This is a genomic window from Pseudoalteromonas sp. TP27 (assembly GCF_056470645.1).
The window spans coordinates 32444-48556 of sequence record NZ_JARDAK010000017.1 but is presented as its reverse complement, the minus strand read 5'-3'; the positions used below and the strand labels follow the sequence as shown (position 1 = coordinate 48556).

The window sequence follows — 16113 nt, the reverse complement described above, 5'->3', positions numbered from 1 at the left end:
TATCCTTATAAAGTTAATTTAACGACTTAAAATTGAAAGTATTTCTCGGGTGTCGTGCACCATATGGATAACTGTACGGTCTATTTCAATACTTACTGTACCATTATCTCTAGAGCGTTCAATAACTCTACCTCGTTTGTATAAATCGCGCTCTAAAAAGTCGCCTCGGTGGTAGCTTTTACTTAGCCCTGGTGGCGTCCAACCTGCGCGAATTAACTACTTTGCCTCTTTTTTAGAAAGGTAGTCATTGTCGTTATGTTTATGCGAATGATGCTTTTTATGGCCGTGTTTATGACCATGTTTATCTTTATGCGGTTTTGCGTCTGCGCTTATTGAACATAAACCCAATGCTATTAGTGCTGTGTATATTACTGCTCTCATAAATAATCTCTAGCGTAATTAGTAGCTAAAGATTAACAAACATGGATGAACATCGTATGAAACCCCCTCGTTTAGCGTTGTTTATATTGAGTTTTACAATGGCTGCGCATAATAGCGGGATCGCGTAATTTTAAGTGTTTTGTTTTACGCCCTGCATGGCGCTTGCGCCACACTTTAAAACTCCCTTTTGAAACATTGTCTCGCATAAATACCACCAGCTGCGGGTATTTTAATCCGTATAGCTGCTCTATTGCCTCATAAGGGGTTCTATCTTCCCACGCCATTTCGATAATACGTGACTGCTGCTCTGGGTTAAACATGATGTTTCTCACAAAATTTAACTTATACGCTAGGTAAAAATACTTAGATCAATGCAATTTAAGCTCAGTAACTGTATAATTAGCATTCAGATTATGTATTTAAATGGTATCGAATTTATATTTATGCGCGCAATATTACTGTTTTTAGCTTTAACTTTTCCCTCGTTATTACTTGCAGCGCCAAGTAAAACTTTGCGCTGCGTTACAACGCACTATCCTCCTTTTACTATTTACGATGAAAAAGCCGATACATTTACAGGTTTAGATATTGATTACATAAAGTTTATTGAAAAAAACTTAAACCTCAAGATTGACGTTGTTCATTTACCTTGGGCGCGCGTTAAAAAAGAAATGGCGCTGGGTTACTACGACTGTTATTTCTCTTTGGCCAATACAGAGGAACGTGCAAAGTATTTAGATTTTACAAGCGAACCTTTGCATACTACTAAGTATGGTTTATTTACTTTAAACAAAGATAAACTGCTCACTGACGATTTATCAAATACCCCAATAGCTATGCTACGCGGTGTTATTCTTCCCGAAATTATCGCTACAAAATACACAATTAATGAAAATATCTTACTTCGTTCACTTTCTACTGAAGCCACTTTTGAGCTACTAGAAAAAAACCGTGTGCAATATGCAATAACCAACTATCAGGCTGGTTTGTGGTACTCAAAAAAATATAAAAATATTTATGCTCGGCAATTAAATGACTATTCGTTTCCCGTTTATATTGCTTTTAAACGTGGCGTAATAGATACAAAACTAGTTGATGAAAAAATTAAGCAGTTTAAAGCACAAAAATAATAACTCCCTCTACATTGCGAGATAGCTAATGTTTACAAAACTACCAAAATGGGTTGAATATGGCGCGTTTACGCTGGCATTTATAGCGGGCATAGTAAACGCTGTAGGCTTATTAGGATTTGAGCATCAAGCTATTTCGCACTTGTCAGGCTCTGTCACTTTGTTGGGTATTAAGCTAATGAGCAGCACGTCAGCCGCTTTGCTGTTATTTAGCATACTCATTAGCTTTATGTTGGGCTCGGCACTTTCTGGCTTTTTACTTGCTGGGCGATCATTAAAACTCGGCCGCCATTACGACACGCTCTTATTTATTGAAGGCGCTCTACTGTTAGCAAGTGCCTACCTACTTAATCAATCTTATGTTTATGCAATTACGCTTGCATCAGCAGCATGTGGTTTACAAAACGCGTTAGCGACTAATTACAGTGGCGCAGTTGTTCGTACTACGCACCTAACGGGTATTTTTACCGATCTTGGTTTAATGCTAGGCAAAGCGCTTAAAGGTGAGCAATTTGATACGCGTAAAGGCGTTATGTTTTTACTTATTATTGCGGGCTTTTTATTAGGTGGTGTAATCGGCTTTATTTTATTTGAACACTACCAAGTGCTTACTTTGGTGTTTCCTGCTGCAGCTTGTTTTGTTTTATCAATTACATATCGGGTTTACAGGCTACGTACGCTTTAACGCAACAAGTTTAAATGCACATTAAAACCGCATATTATAGAGGCAATGCAATATAGATTACTTTAAAGGAATGTATGAAACCTTATTTTTTGCCGCTGTTATTACCCTTTAGCTACACTGCGCTTGCCAATAATCAAAATAACGATTCAATAGAAACCATAACAACCACTGCATCGCGCGTTGAAGCACTATCTACCCCACTGCCTCTTTCAATAAGTACACTAAGTGAAGCGCAGCTAAAAAGCATAGCGCCTACCCATATTGAAGAAGCACTACAACGAGTAGCTGGCGCTAATATTCAACGCGGAAACGGCCAAGAATATTTACCCGCCCTTCGCTCGCCGGTACTTTCGGGCGCTGGAGCATGTGGTGGCATATTGACTTTGGAGGATGGCATACCACTTAGAGCCGCTGGGTTTTGTAACATAAACGAGCTATTTGAAGCGCACAGCGAAATGGCGCAGCGCATTGAAGTATTAAAAGGTCCTGGCTCTGCACTTTATGGCTCAAACGCTGTGCACGGTGTTATTAATGTAATAACGCCCGACACCACACAAGGCGGCGGCTTAGTTGGCATTGATTACGGCTCATACGGTTATGCTCGTTATAAATTACGCGCAGGGCAAGATTACGGCAACAGTGGTATAGGCATTAACGCAAGCATTACCGACGACAGCGGTTACCGCGACGACGAAAGCGTAGAGCAACAAAAAGTAAATATTCGCCACCGCTATTCAAATGATAATTTACTACTGACATCAGGGCTTACTTACACAAACCTCGATCAGCAAACAGCGGGATTTATTACAGGCTTTGAAAGCTATAAAAACGAAGATCTCGCGCAAAAAAACTTTGACCCAGATGCATTTAGAAAAGCACGCGCGTTTAGAGCATGGAGCAACGCAAAATGGCAATTAAATAACAATGATATGCTCTCAACTACGTTATATTTTCGCGACCAAAGTATGGACTTTTTTAAGCACTTTTTGCCCGGCACACCGCTTGAAAAAAACAGTCAAACAGGCTTTGGCGTGCAATCGCTTTATCAACATAACTTACAAAGCAATATAAAAGTAAACCTAGGGCTTGATGGCGAATACACGCAAGCCGATTTTACTCAAAGCCAAAGTGAGCCCACTCAAGGCTCTGCATTTTTAGTGGCCACCGTACCACAAGGTAAGCATTACGATTACGATGTAAACGCCACGCTTTATGCCCCTTTTGCATCGGTTGATTGGCAATTAAATAAATGGTTACTTACCGCCGGTGTGCGCTACGAGCATATGCAGTACGACTACACCAATAATATGTTGGTAGGCAGAACCAAAGACGATGGTACAGAGTGCGCATTTGGTGGTTGCCGTTATAGCCGCCCAGCAAGCGATAATAATAGTTTTAGTAATTTATCGCCAAAGCTTGGCGTAAGTTATCAGTACAATACAAATAACACACTTTATGCGAACTTTTCTCGTGGTTACAGAGCACCACAAGCCGCTGAGCTATACCAATTACAACGCGAGCAAACTACCGCTAATTTAAGCGCCGAAATAGCCAATAATGCAGAACTGGGTATTAAAGGAATTTACGAAAAACTACGTTATGGCATATCGGTTTACGCTATGAGTAAACACAATACGATTTACCGCGATAGCGACTTTTTTACGGTAAATAATGGCAGCTCTCGTCATCGTGGTATTGAGCTTGAACTTGATTATCAACTCACAAAGTCGCTTGCGCTTAACTTTGCAGGTACCCACGCAAAGCATACTTATACTAACAACCAAATACTCAACGGTTTAAATATAAACGGCAACGATATAGATACCGCGCCACGTAATATTGCAAATCTCGATTTAACATGGCAGGCGCTTAGCAATGCGCAATTTGCTTTGCAGTGGCATCGTGTTGGTAACTACTACACCGACCCAGAAAATTTAAATAAATACCAAGGGCACGATGTTTTAAGCTTGCGCGCGCAGTGGCAGGTTACGAGTAATATTGAGGTACTTGCACGTATTATTAATTTAACCGACGAAGCTTATGCAGAGCGTGCCGACTACACCAGTTTTACCGGCGACAGATACTTTCCTGGCAAACCACGTAACGCGATGCTTTCGGCAACTTACACATGGTAATGCGATGCTTTCGGCAACTTACACATGGTAATGCGTTAATTTAAGGGTTAAGCTAATTTAAATCGCTCATGTATTTCATGGGCGATTTACCCATCACCTTTTTAAACATAGTAATAAATGCACTCACCGACTCATACCCCAATAACTCAGACACCTGCTGCACACTTTGCTTATCAGAAAGCGCCTTTAAGGCTGTAATTATATGTAATTGTGTACGCCATTTTCCAAATGTCATGCCGGTTTCTTTTTTAATTAACCGCGCTAACGTGCGCTCAGTTAATGCAAATTGCTTGGCCCATTGTGGCAGCGTTTTTCGATTATTTGGCTTGTTTATAAGCTGATCGCTCATGGCTTGAATTACCTCGTTATTAGATAAAACAAAGTCCAGGGGTTGTACTGGCATATCGATAAGTTGATCAAATAATACCTGCGCTAAACGTGCCGTTTTACTGTTTAAAGCATAGTACTGATTATGTGTTGCTAGTTCGCACATTAGCTCTTTAACCAGCGGCGTAATGGCTAACGTACAGGTATTTAATGGCATACCGTTTTTACTACTATCAATAAATAAATGACAAAGCTTTGCGTTATCAGACGCTCTATTACTGTGAATCTTTTTTGCGGGGATCCAAATTGCACTGTGCGTAGGCACCATCCACATTTTTGCCGACACTTCACATGTTACATAACCATGCAGCGCTAAAATTAATTGCCCTTTTGGATGAGTATGCAGGGGAATTTCGTGACTCGCTTGGGTGTCCTCTATTTTGGCAATAATGGGTTGCGCCATAGTTTCAAAATCTCTGATTTCATCCCAGCCAATCGGTTCAAACATAGTTTTGTCTGTTTTTAGTTATTTAATGTCATTATCTCTAAATTATAGTTTTTACTAAGCCTTTATACTAGCGCCCATTAAGTATTAGTAACAACTCAACTTTAATGGCCTTCTCTTTTGTTAAATAACACACCTAAATCACGTTTTGCTGGCATATTACTTGTGCTTGGCATATTACTTATTGCCGCAAACTTACGCGCCACATTTACAGGTATTGCACCTGTGCTTGAACAAATTATTAATCACTTTGGGTTAAGTGCTTCGCAAGCTGGATTTTTAACAACATTGCCACTCATTGCCTTTGCGGTTGTATCGCCAATGGCGGCAACCCTTGCTAAGAAACAGGGTCTTGAGCGCACCTTATTTGTAGCTTTGCTATTTATACTTGCAGGCGTTGCGGCGCGAGTAATAAATACCTCAGCTATGTTGTTTGTAGGTACCGCTATTATTGGTGTGGGTATTGCTGTAGCAAACGTATTATTACCGAGCTTAATTAAACGCGATTTTCCAGGGAAAATTGCGTTAATGACCTCGGCCTACGTGCTTACAATGGGCGTTGTATCGGGCGGGTTTTCTACCTTAGTATTTCCGCTGAGTCAGTTAAACGGGTTAGGCTGGCAACTTGCGCTGGGCTCATCAGCCCTTATTACACTGGCGAGTATTATTGTATGGATGTCGCAATTAAGTAAACACACAAAACCTGCCAGTATTGCTCAGCACGCTGACACGTCAAAAAGTGTATGGCGTTATGTACTAGCGTGGCAAATTACCCTGCTGTTGGGTTTAAACTCCTTTTTAAATTATATAATTATTACGTGGTTGCCCAGCATATTAACCGAAGCAGGCCAAAGTGCTACGCAAGCGGGTGCTTATCATGGGGCTTTTCAAATTGCGACTGCATTACCGGGTTTAATATTAATCCCCCTATTGGCAAAATTAAAAGATCAAAGCGCGCTTAGCTTTATTTTAGCTATGCTCAGTGCACTTAGTGCATTGGGGCTGCTTTACATGCCTAACTATGCCTTTGTGTGGACCTTAATGCTGGGCTTTTGCTCTGGAGCATGTTTTATATTGGGGCTGTCGTTTATTAGTTTACGAACTGATGATTCACAACAAGCAGCATCGCTTTCGGGTATGTCGCAAAGTGTAGGTTATTTACTCGCCGCTGTAGGGCCAATGCTTGCAGGTGCATTACATACGACTACGGGAAGTTGGGCTGCGCCATTATGGCTATGTGCTATTGCAGGCGTATTATGCGCGCTATGCGGCTTAGGTAGTGGTAAAAACACCACGTTAGCTAAATCAGTTAACTAGCTGTTGTAACCACGAAAAAAAACCAGATGCAGGCTTACCGCTAGTATGCTTTTGCTCGTAGCGTTTATTAGTTACTTCGCGCTGTGCGCGGCGCTCTTGTGCTAAATTAGCTTTTGCAGCAAAACGTAGGCGCTGTTCTTGAGTAAGCTCATCATTAAAACTAATGGCTGTTTTTTTTACCGCACGGCTGCTTTTAGGTGAACTACACATATTATTCTCCAAATGACTGACTTATAAGTAGACAGTCATTTGGTTAAATAAATTTCAAACCGCTTGCTAAAAAGTGATTTTTTATCAGTATTACTAATAACCCAACTAACTAGTTTTGTGGGGTTGTATCAAACGCAGGTACTTCGTGTAAGCCACCCAACCAGCTCAATGTTGATTTAGCCCAAATTTGTGCTGTTGGCGTAAACTCATCACGCTGATCAACCGCACCAATACGCAAGCCATATACACGGTCAGCTTTAGCTTCGTTAGTTGCGTAAAGCGTTGTACCACATGTGCCACAAAAACCTTGCGCACGCTTGTTACCGCTTTGCGCTGTTTTAACAAACTCTTTTGGCTCTCCTTGGGTAAACACAACCGAATTTGGCTCTGCAATTATAACTGCTCTAAATGGGCCGCTCGACATACGTTGGCAATCGCTACAATGGCAAACAAGTGCATTATTGTTTTGAGATTCTGCTTGGTATTTAATTTCACCACAGTAACAGCTTCCAGTAATTTTCATTATTTAAATCCTTAATGCTTATGAAGATTGAATCGGGATATAAGACCGGCAGTATCGATTCATTATTTTTAAAATATAAAAAAACTGCTCGCCGGTTCATTGGTATGTTCGGTTAGATGTTTAATTCTTTGGCGTGATTTTTCAAAGTTGAGCAAGTGCTACAAACATGATGCGATGTTTTAAATAAAACAGCAATACCACGTTAAGCTAATAGCGTAACGTGGTGCGTTCAAATTATAAAATAAGAGTAGCAATGTAAAACCTCCCCTAATGTTGGAGGTAATTATTTAAATGCATTGGCATTTTTAATGCTGTCAAAATCGTTAAAGCGCACGTTATGTTGTTGCATCACTTTAAGTATTTTTTCACTTAGCATTTGGCGTAAATAAAACGGCTGATTTGGTACAAAGTGATGGATGGTATGCGTTTTACCAAAATTAAAACAAAACAAGTGAAACGGCATAAATAAACGACTCGTTAGTACATGTGTTTGTTCAAGCATATTATTAACGCCGCCATAGTAATGCATGCTTGAGGTAACAAAATTAAGTGAACTTGAGCGAATAATATTAGGCACAACAAGCACGACCATTAAAAATTCAAACACGTTCATTGTGCTTAGTACCCAGCTAGGTGAATTTAGCGAAAGTGGTATAAATAAATCCACGATATGAAACACAATAACGCTGTATAAAACAGTAAAGTACGCAGTAGCTATCGGAAACCCCGCATTAAAAACACTCGAAAAACTAAAGCCATTAATTTCTTTTCTAAAACGTTTAGTAGAAATAACTAACCCTAATAGCCCATCCATAATAACTAGCGCACGCATAAATGGATTTTTAATACCATTGCCCACCAAGCGCTCTTCTAAGTCTTGTTGTGTGCCTGAGGTTTTGTGATGGTGTAAATGCATTTTACGTCGGTACCATGGGCTAATAGTATTTGGCCGCATTAACCATACTGTTAGCATCATAAAATTATGCATGAACGGCTGGTTACTAAAATATTGTTTATGTATAAGATCGTGTTCTAACTCATGGGAAATAGACGCAGCAATAGCCGCAAGCACTATGCACACCCAAGCAGGTATTATGGCTAAATAATATAAAACCCCAACGCCAATAAGAGCACTCAGCGACAGCAATAAAATGATTAACCCTAAGGTATTTTGATGTGCAAGTAATGAATGCTTTTGGCGAAGTAATGCCTCTTCTGCCTTGATAGCTTTAACAATCGCTTGAATGTTCTGTTTGGCACTTAATTGAGTCATATATAATGTCTTAAAAACCTTGTTGCGCAAATAATACCTGAATTAAGCGCAATATCGGAATAAAGCGGAAATAATTATTATATTACGATTAACTATTACCAATAGTTCAATTATTTATTTATTCAATCGCATAACAAATTTAATAGCACTCATAACCCAAAGTATTCGCTTTATATATCAGCCAAAAAGACTTAAAAAATTTACCAATGGAGTCTCCTTGCTACAAACGATTAATTATCAACCAGTTGTTATTACAAACAAAAGAAAATGCTTGCTGCTCCCTCTATTGTTTGTATAATGCGGATACAGAATAAGAGGTATATAAGTATCCTTTTTATTTTAAGTGGTTTTTCTTTATTTTTTATATTTAAAAGATTAAAGAAAAATTATGCCAGCGTGATGAAATTGGTAGACATGGGGGATTCAAAATCCCCTTCCGAAAGGAGTGCCGGTTCGAGTCCGGCCGCTGGTACCACTTTTTGAACCTCAGCTAATTATTGGCTGAGGTTTTTTTATGTCTAGAATTTGGCTAGTAATACCAATCTGCTTATACCAATTCCATTAAGTATGTGATCTTAATTTTACGCCGAAAAAACAATTCAGTTCTAGGCGTAAATTGATGTAAATGGTTGTTCCCTTTGCGAAATTTACAACAAAGAAATGGGTTGTTTTAGCAAGTAAAATAGATCAGCTATTTATTGGAATTGGTATAACTATCAATCCAATAACTCATGGCTACAAAGCTAAAAGCGCAGCATTTTAGGTCATACCTATTTTATTGTTCTAAGTTTAAGCGCTGATGCCAAGCAGCGATACTTTCATCAGGGTACTCTTCAAATTGCTTATCACCTTCGTTAATGGCCGCATTTACCCAATTTGCTTTACTACCAAGCATTAAATGAGTGCGCTCTGGCGGTATGGGTAACTCACTATCAATAGCACCTGCAAACGGATGAACTTGCTCAGGCCAGCGTGCATCGTATAGCCACAAGTTTGTACTGCAATGCTTACAAAAATGGCGCTCTGCCGGACTGGTTTTATCACCTATTTTTGCATGATAAATGGTAATGTGTTCACGCCCTTGCACTTCAAGCGTTTTATACTCTGCGCTTAAATTAATAACAAAACCTCCGCTACCTGCGGTTTTACGGCATACAGAGCAATAGCATAAATTGTAAGGATAAGGGTGCTTTGAGTTGACGGTAAATTCTACTTTACCACAGTGGCAAGAGCCGTTTAACTTCATAATAAATCCAATTTTGTATTTGTGAGTAAACTATTATAGAACACGTCTATCTTTCGAAGTTGAATTTAAAAGTAGTGATTCGCTCTCTATAAATAGGCATGCTATAGACTTTTATGGTAACTCGTCCCCCGTAAGTAAATTAAACACATAATACAAAAAACGTTATATAGCTATTTAAATTACCATGTAGCTGTTCTTTATTAGAACCTTTGAAGGTACGTTGTTATTTTATAGTAAAGTTATTGACGACTGTACTTTAAGCTTACTAACAATATGTTGTATACATGTACCTTTATCGACAATCCATAATCCATAACTAATTGGTAGTATTTCTATATTAGCGCGGCTAAATAATTTATAGGTATCGAGCTCAAAAAAGTCAGCCCACGGTCCAGGAAAGCCGATTAAATTAATCGCGAGGTATTGACCATTGTGGCGGCACAAAATATCAACATCCGTTCCAGCTATTGTATAACCAGCCCACGTTTCTATTTTTAAGCGTGTTAGCTCATCAATAACACATTGCTGAAACTCATCTATTTCCGATGTAATATTATGAATCGCTTTAAACTGTGTTATTGAACTTAAATAGCGCCTGAGTAAATAATGCTCTGGTAATTGTGTTTCATTTATTGATAAAAATACGTATTGCTTTTGCCTTGCCCGTGTAATGCACACATTAAACACATCCGCTTTATTTATATAAGCGGCCGCTCTTTTTGCATTATTATCAACCGCAAAAGAGATAAGTATAATATCTCGCTCTTCTCCTTGAAAGCCAAATGGGGTCGCCACTCTAATGTTGTGCTTTATTATTTCAGCGTCACTAAAGTGAACTTCTATTTCTTTAGCAATATAGTCAGCCTGGTTTCTAAAAGGCGAAACAACCCCAATGCTATGGCTGATCCCTGCGCTTTTATCGTCATCAATTTGTTGCTTAATCGTGTTTATAATACTGCCCGCCTCAAGATGATTAATACCTGAACTATCTCGAGTTCCATTAACGCGTTGTACCAGTAAGTTACCCGTACTTGTACAGGGTCTGTGCTGCATTATTTTTAACTTTGATTGATAAAAATGTTCGTTACTAAAATTAATTAACTCAGGCTTGCTTCTAAAATGTTCATCTAAAAATGCCAGTTGCTTATTATCGTTTAATGCATTTAAGGTCAGATCTAAAATAGAGTTATCACGATAGCTCATAATGCCGCCATCGCTAAGGCTCACATTATTTTTAACCATCAGTTGAGATTCTTTACTTTTTGCCAAAAAAGAATAATGTCTTAACTGTTTAGTGTCGCCCACAATCATCGCTCTTTTTGCACGATAAAGTGCAGGTATACAACTACTGATATTACATTGCGTGGCTTCATCAATAATAACTAAGTCGAACATTTCGGCTTTTAACGGTAGTACTCTATACAAGGTATTTAAACTTACGAGCCACACCGGAAAAGCCAATAATAAAGCCTCGTATTCTATACTATCAAAAAGCTCAAATTGTCTTTTAGATGTGCGACTACGAATAGCTTGGTTAAATGCGTTTAACGATTTACGCTGAGTATCAATTAGTGCTTTGAGGTTTTTATTTTTTAACGCGTTTAAATAACTACTCGCCAGCTTTTCCCTTTTAATTTGCTGCGTATTTATTTGCTCTAACGAAGACCATTGCTTTGCTAATTTTTGAATACCGCGTCGCGCAAACCGAATATATAAATTTGTAAGCCATCTAATCTCTTTCTCTTCGAGATTCTTGAGCCTTTTCCCTCTGATTATTGCTCGTTGACAAAATTGGCTAAAACGTAACTCTAATTCATTTAATGAGGTATTTAGCTTGTTTAGCTCAGACTCAATAAGCACAGAGTTGTCGTGTTCGTCAGCTAAATATCCAGCTAATAAATCAGCAATATAGTCTTTTAAATTTTTTAAGAATTCTTTTTGTCCGGCGCGTATAGATACGTCACTTAGCCCAAAGTTTTCATCAAGTTTATCAACTATTACATCAAGTGCCGGGTTGTTGTTTGCAACAATAAGCACCGACTCTCCTCGGGCCATATGCTCGGCTGCAATCGCTGCAATGGTGTAGCTTTTCCCCGTACCTGGCGGCCCAGAAACACAGCCTAAATTAATATTTGCGGCAATTGAGATAACTTTCTTTTGCGAAGCTGATAATAGCCCAGGCAAATAATCGTACTTCAAGTTTTTATTTTTAATTGAAGGCTTCAAAGTGTCAATTAAACCGTTAATAGGCGGTGATAGTTCATCTGATTCAATGATTTCTTCTAGCTCATGCAGAACACCTCGGCTACTATTTGAGCGCTCAACAAAAACCAGCATAGAAGCAGGTAAAAGTGTTGGGGTTTTACTTTTTAAGGCTTTTTTTATTTCGTTATAATTAGCAAGTTCAGGGTAGTTTAAAAGCTCAAATACATTGAGCCCTAACGGGCTTTCTTTTAATAGTGAAGTCCAAAAATAAGCTGACTGAATATCAGTCGTTTCATCAATATTTGCAAGCTTATTAACCTCTGGCATTAAAAGTTGAGTAAGTGATTCATTAATATCAGGATGTGGCTGATGTAGTGAAAAATAATAATCACCCTGATCTTTTTCAATAACGGCTTCATTAAATAAAATAGGCGAAACAACCTGTTTTACCTCACCTTTAACTTCTATGTTGCCAACGAACATAAAGCGAGCATAAAGTAATACTCGTTCTCGCTGATACACCTCAACGCGTTTCATCATTTGCTCAGCAAATTCTGTTGGGATTGGAGTGCGTGGTAAAAAACCTGAGCCTAAATCATCTCGCCCTTCAAGTACTAGGCGATCCTCTTTTTTTAATTTATTTAAATTCCATAAATTTAAATCCGCGCTATCTTCTTTGTAGCAATCGCGATAATACGACAGGACGTTTTTACTACTCAAAATTTAATTCCATTTAAAGTTAGACACTTAAATTACGTTCGAAATTTACAATATCAACGCCGGCTTTTACTTTGTATAACTGTGCTAAGCGACCGCCAGATTTAACTTTTTTATCTAATTTTTCAAACATATCAGCAGCTTCAATGCGCCTTATTATACTTTTACGCTGAACAGGTTTACCTATAATGGTTTCAATGACTGACTTAAATTGCCCTACGGTAAAATGCTCTGGCAAACAATAAACCGGCGCCATTGAGTACAACGCTTTTTGTTTTAAACGCGCTTTAGCTTGTTCAATAATATACTTGTGATCAAAAGCCACAGGCAAATTATTTACTTCATCTATATCTATCCACTTTGCATCATCAACCGTTTCTATATGGGTTGATACTTGTGCCTCTGCTATTAATGCAAAGTACACTAAAGTGACACTAAACCCTCGCGGATCACGATTAATACCTGAGTATGTTTGCAACTGCTCTAAATAGTGAGGCGCAACACTGGTTTTCTCTTTAAGCTTTCTAAGCGCCGTCATACTTACGCTATCGTCAATATCTACATCAACAAACCCACCAGGTAGCCCCCAACGACCTTTAAATGGCTCATTTGCACGCTTAACCATCAGTACTTTTAGAGCATCGTTCTTAACAGTAAATAACACACTATCGACTGTAAATAATGGGTTTTTGTATTCAGTAATATCGTAATGGTTAGTCACAGCGTTCTCACATTAAGTTAAGGTCTTAATGACACAATAAATTAAACACATCTCAATTTCAACCTACAGTAAAATTACAGACATTACATAAGTTCAGTGAGTTAGTTTAAAAAATAGCTTGATTACTATAGGTACATTTGATAACTTAATTGTGTCACTAGGACACAAACATTAAAAGGACAAAAAATGAAAGTATTTAGCTATGACTCAACAGGAAGTAAATCGTTAGTTGATTATGATCACTTTGCTTTTTCAGGTGGTGAAGAGCATGTCAGATTCAACACTGCTAATTTTTCAGACTCTATCAAAATAGAGATTTTTGAACGACTAACCAATTCTTCAAAAATGGTTAGATTAATGATTGCTGTTGATGCGTTAAAAAGATTAACAAATGAAAGTACGCCAATCGAACTTGTTATTCCTTATTTTCCTTACGCACGCCAAGACCGAGTATGCGTTGAAGGAGAAGCGTTAGGCGCAGCTGTTATGGCAAACTTTATTAATAGCTTACACTTTTCAAAAGTAACTATTTGGGATGCGCATAGTGATGTATCCCCTGCTTTAATTAATAGAGTAACTAATATTGAGCAAATTTCATTACTTGGACGCTGTGAAGAGCTTAGCCAACGTTTAGCAAAAGGCGAACTAACGCTTATTTCTCCTGACGCTGGGGCAAGTAAAAAAACGATTAAAATTTCAGAAAAATTCAATGGTGTACCTAACGTTATTCAAGCTCAAAAAGTAAGAAACTTAAAAACAGGCGAAATAATAAAAACAGAAATTATTGGCGATGTTAAAGGCAAAAACGTACTTATTGCTGATGACATTTGTGATGGCGGCAGAACGTTTATCGAACTTGCGAAGGTACTAAAAAGCAACGGCGCTGCTGAAATTTCTCTTTTTATAACTCATGGCATTTTTTCAAAGGGGCTTGATGTTTTTGAAGGCCTAATAGAGCGTATTTATACAACTGATTCGTTTAAACCGGCTAACGAGTTTAAAAGTAGTAACACCATTAATTTACAAATAATTGAGATGTAAGGAAAACACCATGACTATTACAGCTGCAAGTATGCAAAAAGATGTTTATAAAGAATTTCATAGCCGTGCTTATCACCCTGATGTAAGTGAAGTATATGCGAACTTTACATCAAGAAGCGGAAAACTTAGCAACATAGAAAACAACAATAAAGTAGCATTTGTTGGCCTTCAATACTTTATTAAAAGCTACCTTTTAGAAGAATGGGATGAGTTTTTTAAAGTAGATAAAGCAACTGCCGTTGCTAACCATAAACGTATAATGAGCTCAATGCTTGGCTATACAGTTGATGTGAAGTATTTAGAAGACTTACATGATTTAGGTTACTTACCGTTAAAAATTAAAGCGTTGCCAGAAGGAACATTAGTCCCTTATTTAGTTCCGCCTATGACGATAGTAAATACTAAAGCTGGCTTTCAATGGCTAACGAATATGATTGAAACTGTATTGAGCTGCGAAAACTGGCCAATACAAACCAGCACTACAACCTCTGTTGCATATTTAAAAGTATTCAAAGAATTTGCACAAAAAACAGGGATGCCTATGGAGTTTGTACCATTTCAGGGACATGACTTTAGCTTTAGAGGTATGTTTGGCAAACATGCTGCAGCAATGAGTGGTTTTGGCCACTTAGCATCAGGGCTCGTAGGCACAGATACCATTCCTGCTGTTTTATTTGCTGAAAAATATTATGGGGCAAATGTAGATAACGAACTTGTTGGTTGCTCTGTAGATGCAACTGAACACTCAGTAACTTGCTCATGGATAATGGAAGGTGAAATTGAGTTTTTTAAATACTTAATGAAAGAGCAATCACCGAAAGGGATTTTAAGTGTTGTGTCTGACACATGGGACTTTTGGACACTTGTTACTGACTACTTACCTCAGTTAAAAAGCGAAATAATGGCGCGCGATGGCACCTTAGTTATACGCCCCGACTCAGGCGACCCTGTTAAAGTATTAACAGGTTACAAAGTTTCACCGGTATCTGATTACAATGAGTTATTTGAAACACAAAAAGAAGCTCAAGCTGACGTTATTAATAAAGGTTATGAAGCGTATTACTTTAACGGTCAATGTTTTGGATTTGAAGATAACAACACTATTGAACTGATGGAATGTGAAGTTAAAGGGCTTATAGAATGTCTTTGGGAAACATTTGGCGGCACAACAACATCTAAAGGCTATAAACTGCTTGATGATCATATTGGTGCTATTTATGGTGACGCAATAACACTAACTCGCCAACGCCAAATTTTACAACGCTTAATGGATAAAGGCTTCGCTTCAAAAGTAGTACTTGGTATTGGTTCATACAGCTATCAATATGTAACGCGTGATACTCACGGCTCAGCAGTAAAAGCAACAAGTGTAGTTAAAGCGGGTGAACGTTTAGCTATTTTTAAAGACCCAAAAACTGATTCAAAGAAAAAATCAGCTAAAGGACTCTTAAAAATAGACAGAGTAAATGGCGAACTCACTTTATTTGATGACGTAACCGAGCAAGAAGAAGCACAAGGTCTATTAGAAGTTGTTTTTGAAGATGGTAAAATAATTAAAGAAACCACGCTAAGTGAAATAAGAAGCGTAATAGATAAGCAAATTTAAAGCTTATCTATTGGCACAATAAATGAAAGCCGTTGTAGCAATACAACGGCTTTTAATTTTAAGAGTAAATTAACGCTAGATAGATTTAGAA

The 16113-nt window shown here is 38.2% G+C and carries 14 protein-coding genes, 1 tRNA gene and 1 pseudogene; 7 read left to right on the top strand and 9 right to left on the bottom strand.

The features are described 5' to 3' along the window. Positions 1-18 precede the first annotated feature (18 nt). Both PX700_RS16945 and PX700_RS16940 read right to left on the bottom strand, forming a co-directional pair. Positions 19-381, bottom strand: a pseudogene (locus tag PX700_RS16945) (hypothetical protein). A gap of 71 nt (positions 382-452) precedes the next feature. Next, on the bottom strand, positions 453-701 hold the full coding sequence (locus PX700_RS16940; protein ID WP_024612353.1) for a TIGR03643 family protein: 249 nt from the start codon (positions 699-701) through the stop codon (positions 453-455). A 123-nt stretch (positions 702-824) separates the two neighbouring features. On the opposite strand from PX700_RS16940, the gene PX700_RS16935 reads away from it, so the two are divergent. The 3 genes from PX700_RS16935 to PX700_RS16925 all read left to right on the top strand — a co-directional run bounded on the left by PX700_RS16935 (position 825) and on the right by PX700_RS16925 (position 4331). Next, positions 825-1511 carry a substrate-binding periplasmic protein gene (locus tag PX700_RS16935; protein ID WP_479521396.1) on the top strand — a complete coding sequence of 229 codons (687 nt, stop codon included), beginning with the start codon at positions 825-827 and terminating at the stop codon, positions 1509-1511. 28 nt (positions 1512-1539) lie between these two features. Continuing rightward, positions 1540-2196 (top strand): YoaK family protein, encoded by a 657-nt coding sequence (locus tag PX700_RS16930; protein WP_479521366.1) that lies wholly within the window; start codon positions 1540-1542, stop codon positions 2194-2196. A gap of 74 nt (positions 2197-2270) precedes the next feature. Continuing rightward, a complete protein-coding gene (locus tag PX700_RS16925; RefSeq protein WP_479521365.1) occupies positions 2271-4331 on the top strand; it encodes a TonB-dependent receptor in 2061 nt (686 codons plus the stop codon). Between the two features lie 52 nt (positions 4332-4383). Here the strand turns inward: PX700_RS16925 and PX700_RS16920 are convergent, their stop codons facing one another. Then, the gene (locus PX700_RS16920) at positions 4384-5166 is read right to left on the bottom strand and encodes an AraC family transcriptional regulator (RefSeq protein ID WP_479521364.1); all 783 of its coding nucleotides are present in this window, start codon (positions 5164-5166) and stop codon (positions 4384-4386) included. A gap of 117 nt (positions 5167-5283) precedes the next feature. Here PX700_RS16920 and PX700_RS16915 point away from each other — a divergent pair, with 117 nt between their 5' ends. Next, a complete protein-coding gene (locus PX700_RS16915; protein ID WP_479521363.1) occupies positions 5284-6480 on the top strand; it encodes an MFS transporter in 1197 nt (398 codons plus the stop codon). On the opposite strand, the gene PX700_RS16910 is transcribed toward PX700_RS16915, so the two are convergent. The 3 genes from PX700_RS16910 to PX700_RS16900 all read right to left on the bottom strand — a co-directional run bounded on the left by PX700_RS16910 (position 6469) and on the right by PX700_RS16900 (position 8486). Beyond that, positions 6469-6690, bottom strand: coding sequence for a hypothetical protein (locus PX700_RS16910; RefSeq protein WP_479521362.1), 222 nt, complete (start codon positions 6688-6690; stop codon positions 6469-6471). The two genes, PX700_RS16915 and PX700_RS16910, sit on opposite strands and share 12 nt — an antisense overlap. A gap of 109 nt (positions 6691-6799) precedes the next feature. Beyond that, on the bottom strand, positions 6800-7213 hold the full coding sequence (locus PX700_RS16905; protein ID WP_479521361.1) for a GFA family protein: 414 nt from the start codon (positions 7211-7213) through the stop codon (positions 6800-6802). A gap of 283 nt (positions 7214-7496) precedes the next feature. Continuing rightward, positions 7497-8486, bottom strand: coding sequence for a fatty acid desaturase (locus tag PX700_RS16900; protein ID WP_479521360.1), 990 nt, complete (start codon positions 8484-8486; stop codon positions 7497-7499). A 390-nt stretch (positions 8487-8876) separates the two neighbouring features. On the opposite strand from PX700_RS16900, the gene PX700_RS16895 reads away from it, so the two are divergent. After that, positions 8877-8961: transfer RNA gene (locus PX700_RS16895), tRNA-Leu, on the top strand. Positions 8962-9261: 300 nt separating this feature from the next. Here the strand turns inward: PX700_RS16895 and PX700_RS16890 are convergent. From PX700_RS16890 to PX700_RS16880, 3 genes are all read right to left on the bottom strand, one after another. After that, a complete protein-coding gene (locus PX700_RS16890; protein ID WP_197179329.1) occupies positions 9262-9732 on the bottom strand; it encodes a GFA family protein in 471 nt (156 codons plus the stop codon). Between the two features lie 228 nt (positions 9733-9960). Next, the gene (locus tag PX700_RS16885; protein ID WP_479521359.1) at positions 9961-12657 is read right to left on the bottom strand and encodes a DEAD/DEAH box helicase; all 2697 of its coding nucleotides are present in this window, start codon (positions 12655-12657) and stop codon (positions 9961-9963) included. A gap of 19 nt (positions 12658-12676) precedes the next feature. Further along, positions 12677-13375, bottom strand: coding sequence for an NUDIX domain-containing protein (locus PX700_RS16880; RefSeq protein ID WP_479521358.1), 699 nt, complete (start codon positions 13373-13375; stop codon positions 12677-12679). A gap of 186 nt (positions 13376-13561) precedes the next feature. Between PX700_RS16880 and prs the strand changes: the two genes are divergently transcribed. Together prs and PX700_RS16870 are read left to right on the top strand one after the other, a co-directional pair. Beyond that, positions 13562-14416, top strand: coding sequence for a ribose-phosphate diphosphokinase (gene prs, locus PX700_RS16875; protein WP_479521357.1), 855 nt, complete (start codon positions 13562-13564; stop codon positions 14414-14416). A gap of 10 nt (positions 14417-14426) precedes the next feature. Beyond that, positions 14427-16022: a nicotinate phosphoribosyltransferase gene (locus PX700_RS16870; protein ID WP_415636638.1), complete on the top strand. Its 1596-nt coding sequence runs from the start codon at positions 14427-14429 to the stop codon at positions 16020-16022. Positions 16023-16113 lie beyond the last annotated feature (91 nt).